This window comes from Saccharopolyspora sp. 6M (assembly GCF_020176775.1).
Taxonomy (GTDB): Bacteria; Actinomycetota; Actinomycetes; order Mycobacteriales; family Pseudonocardiaceae; genus Saccharopolyspora_C; species Saccharopolyspora_C gregorii.
On record NZ_JAIUJZ010000018.1, the window covers coordinates 1 to 4,032 of the forward strand.

The 4,032-nt window shown below is 68.3% G+C and carries 4 protein-coding genes; all 4 read left to right on the plus strand.

The annotated features are described in order from the left end of the window. Window positions 1-429: 429 nt before the first annotated feature. The 4 genes from sdhC (at window position 430) to LCD31_RS03315 (ending at window position 3,937) form a co-directional block, all read left to right on the plus strand. Window positions 430-867, plus strand: a complete 438-nt coding sequence (sdhC, locus tag LCD31_RS03300; RefSeq protein ID WP_224955935.1) for a succinate dehydrogenase, cytochrome b556 subunit — start codon at window positions 430-432, stop codon at window positions 865-867. A gap of 3 nt (window positions 868-870) precedes the next feature. Continuing rightward, on the plus strand, window positions 871-1,290 hold the full coding sequence (locus tag LCD31_RS03305) for a succinate dehydrogenase hydrophobic membrane anchor subunit (RefSeq protein WP_224955936.1): 420 nt from the start codon (window positions 871-873) through the stop codon (window positions 1,288-1,290). 68 nt (window positions 1,291-1,358) lie between these two features. Continuing rightward, on the plus strand, window positions 1,359-3,149 hold the full coding sequence (sdhA, locus tag LCD31_RS03310; RefSeq protein WP_224955937.1) for a succinate dehydrogenase flavoprotein subunit: 1,791 nt from the start codon (window positions 1,359-1,361) through the stop codon (window positions 3,147-3,149). Beyond that, complete coding sequence (locus tag LCD31_RS03315) at window positions 3,149-3,937, plus strand: succinate dehydrogenase iron-sulfur subunit (RefSeq protein ID WP_224955938.1); 789 nt, start codon at window positions 3,149-3,151, stop codon at window positions 3,935-3,937. Before sdhA ends, LCD31_RS03315 begins: the two co-directional genes overlap by 1 nt. Window positions 3,938-4,032: the final 95 nt, after the last annotated feature.

Below are 4,032 nucleotides of genomic sequence, written 5' to 3' on the forward strand. Positions count from 1 at the left end.
CCGTTCCCGCACGCCCATTCCCCGTTTCAAAAACCCCCCCCCCCCCCCCCCCCCCGGGGCCCCGCCCCGTTGCGGCGCGACTCGGGGGGCGCGGACCGCGGCCCGCTCCCTTCGCGGGAAAATGCGGGCCGATGCGCACGCACGTCCGGTGACGTGGCTCTCGAAATTAAGGCTTGACCCTGCTGCTTGGGCATTGCGCGGGTGTCACGAGTTGATTTCTACATCGATCCACCAGGTAGGGGCCCCTGTCTGGTCGATCACACAGAGCACAGGCGAGTAGGCCGCGCGGATGGTGCAGGTCTAGCATCCGAGAAGTCCAGGCCTTGTTCAGGTGGCCGGTGACGGGCGTACGAATGACGACGACTCGGACCGGTCGTCATGTTCCCGAACGGGCCGTCAGTCCACCAGCGACGTTGGAGGCCTTCCACCATGGCCAGCACCACCGCCTCCGCGGCGGAGGCCCCCCAGCGCGAGGGCAACCCTCGTGCCAAGGGATCCCTCTACCGCGGTGACTTGGGCATGTGGTCGTGGGTAGCGCACCGGATCACGGGCGTGCTCACATTCTTCTTCTTGTTCGTGCACGTGTTGGACACCGCTCTCGTGCGGGTATCGCCCGAGGCGTACGACACGGTCATCGAAACCTACAAAAGCCCGATCATGATCCTGTTCGAACTGGGTCTGCTCGCGGCGGTGCTGTTCCACGCGTTCAACGGCATCCGCGTCATGCTGGTCGACTTCTGGTCGAACGGGCCGAAATACCAGAAGCCGATGCTCTGGACCGTTCTGGTGGTGTGGCTGGTGCTGATCGTGCCCGCCGCCATCAGCATGCTCACGCGCGCCGTCACGGAACTGTTCGGGGGGCACTGACCCATGACCACCATCGACGCGCCGCTGTCGGTCGACAAGCCCCGGTCCCCGCACCGCCCGGCCGCTCGCCGCAGCAACTTCGAGCTCTACAGCTGGCTGTTCATGCGCCTGTCGGGCGTGCTGCTGCTGTTCTTGGTCCTCGGGCACATGCTGATCATGCTGTTCCTGGACGGCGGGGTGCACCGGGTCAACTTCGCGTTCGTCGCGGGCCGCTGGGCCTCCCCGTTCTGGCAGTTCTGGGACCTGACGATGCTGTGGCTGGCCGGTCTGCACGGCGGCAACGGGCTGCGCACCGTGATCAACGACTACTCCCGCAAGGACGCCACCCGGTTCTGGCTGAAGATGCTGCTGTACGTCTCGGTCCTGCTCACGGTCGGTCTGGGCACCTTCGTGCTCTTCACCTTCGACCCGAACATCGGCTGACGACACAGCGCAGGCTTCGAGGCCACGCCGTGAGCGGACGGCCTCGCCAGCGGCCCTAGGAGGCGACCATGCAACACCACAAGTACGACGTGGTCATCGTCGGCGCCGGCGGCGCCGGGATGCGCGCGGCGATCGAGTCGGGCCAGCGCGCCCGCACCGCCGTGCTGACGAAGCTGTACCCCACCCGCTCCCACACCGGCGCGGCGCAGGGCGGCATGTGCGCCGCGCTGGCCAACGTCGAAGAGGACAACTGGGAGTGGCACACCTTCGACACCATCAAGGGCGGCGACTACCTCGTCGACCAGGACGCCGCCGAGGTCATGGCCAAGGAGGCCATCGACTCGGTGCTCGACCTGGAGAAGATGGGGCTGCCGTTCAACCGGACGCCCGAAGGCAAGATCGACCAGCGCCGGTTCGGCGGGCACACCCGCGACCACGGCAAGTCCCCGGTGCGCCGGGCCTGCTACGCCGCGGACCGCACCGGCCACATGATCCTGCAGACGCTGTACCAGAACTGCATCAAGCACGGCGTGGAGTTCTTCAACGAGTTCTACGTCCTCGACGTCACCATGAGCGAGGGCGAGGACGGCGAGCAGGTCTGCACCGGCGCGGTGGCCTACGAGCTCGCCACCGGTGAGATCCACGTGTTCGAGGCGAAGGCCGTCGTGTTCGCCACCGGCGGTTTCGGCAAGGTCTTCAAGACGACGTCCAACGCGCACACCCTCACCGGTGACGGCATGGGCATCATCTACCGCAAGGGCCTGCCGCTGGAGGACATGGAGTTCTACCAGTTCCACCCGACCGGCCTGGCCGGCCTGGGCATCCTCATCTCGGAGGCGGTCCGCGGCGAGGGCGGCATCCTGCGCAACGCCGACGGCGAGCGGTTCATGGAGCGCTACGCCCCGACGATCAAGGACCTGGCGCCGCGCGACATCGTCGCCCGCTCCATGGCCCTGGAGGTGCTGGAAGGCCGCGGCGCCGGTCCGAACAAGGACTACGTGCTGCTCGACGTCACGCACCTCGGCGCGGACGTGCTGGAGCAGAAGCTGCCGGACATCACCGAGTTCTCCCGCACCTACCTGGGTGTGGAGCCGACCACCGAACCGGTGCCGGTGTACCCGACCGCGCACTACGCGATGGGCGGCATCCCCACCAACATCACCGGTGAGGTGCTGCGGGACAACGAGCACACCGTGCCGGGGCTGTACGCCGCGGGCGAGTGCGCCTGCGTGTCGGTGCACGGCTCGAACCGGCTGGGCACGAACTCGCTGCTGGACATCAACGTGTTCGGCCGCCGCGCGGGCATCGCCGCCGCGGAGTACGCCAACGCGCACGAGCACGTGGAACTCCCGGAGGAGCCCACCAAGCTCGTCGAGGGCATGGTCGAGCACCTGCGCACCGCGCACGGCGGGGAGCGGGTCGCCACGATCCGCACCGAGCTGCAGGAGACGATGGACGCCAACGCCTCGGTGTACCGCACCGAGGAGACGCTGAAGCAGGCGCTGTCGGACGTGCAGGCGCTCAAGGAGCGCTACGGCCGGATCGCGGTGCACGACAAGGGCAAGCGGTTCAACTCGGACCTGCTGGAGGCCATCGAGCTCGGCTTCCTGCTGGACCTGGCCGAGTCGCTGGTGAACGCGGCGCTGGCGCGCAAGGAGTCCCGCGGCGGGCACGCCCGCGAGGACTACACCGCCCGCGACGACACCAACTTCATGCGCCACAGCATGTCGTACAAGCAGCTGCCCGACGCCGAGGATCCGAACGCGCCACTGGGACTGACCGGCTTCCAGTCCGACATCCGGCTGGACTACAAGCCCGTCGTCGTCACCCGGTACCAGCCGATGGAGCGTAAGTACTGATGACCGCAACCGTGACGAACACCGAACAGACCACCGACCTGCCTTCGGACGCCCCGCCCATCCCCGAGGGCGCCACGATGGTCACGGTCAAGATCCAGCGGTTCAACCCGGAGGTCGACGAGGACCTGCACTGGGAGTCCTTCCGGATCCCGGCGCTGCCCAGCGACCGCGTGCTGAACCTGCTGCACTACATCAAGTGGTACGTGGACGGCTCGCTGACGTTCCGGCGCTCCTGCGCCCACGGCGTCTGCGGTTCGGACGCGATGCGCATCAACGGCGTCAACCGGTTGGCCTGCAAGGTCCTCATGAAGGACCTGCTGGCCAAGAACGGCGAGACGACGATCACCGTCGAGCCGATCAAGGGCCTGCCGGTGCACAAGGACCTGCTGGTCGACATGGAACCGTTCTTCGAGGCCTACCGGGCGATCAAGCCCTACCTGGTCACCTCGGGCAACGAGCCGACCCGCGAACGCACCCAGTCCGTCGCCGAGCGCGCGCGCTTCGACGACACCACCAAGTGCATCCTGTGCGCGGCCTGCACCACGTCCTGCCCGGTGTACTGGTCGGAGGGCTCGTACTTCGGTCCCGCCGCCATCGTCAACGCGCACCGGTTCATCTTCGACAGCCGCGACGAGGCCGCCGAGGAGCGCCTGGACATCCTCAACGACGTGGACGGCGTGTGGCGCTGCCGCACCACGTTCAACTGCACGGACGCCTGCCCCCGCGGCATCCAGGTCACCAAGGCGATCCAAGAGGTCAAGCGCGCCCTCATGTTCCGCCGCCGCTGACCCCGCCCGCACACCCCGCCCCCGCGCCCCCCCCCCCCCCCGGGGGCGGGGGGGGGCCGGGGGCCCCCCCCCCCCCGGGGGGGGGGCGGGGCGGG

Bases quoted from the DNA above. Each gene is read 5' to 3' on its own strand.
- sdhC (WP_224955935.1), top strand. From the start codon at position 430: ATGGCCAGCACCACCGCCTCCGCGGCGGAGGCCCCCCAGCGCGAGGGC.
- LCD31_RS03305 (WP_224955936.1), top strand. From the start codon at position 871: ATGACCACCATCGACGCGCCGCTGTCGGTCGACAAGCCCCGGTCCCCG.
- sdhA (WP_224955937.1), top strand. From the start codon at position 1,359: ATGCAACACCACAAGTACGACGTGGTCATCGTCGGCGCCGGCGGCGCC.
- LCD31_RS03315 (WP_224955938.1), top strand. From the start codon at position 3,149: ATGACCGCAACCGTGACGAACACCGAACAGACCACCGACCTGCCTTCG.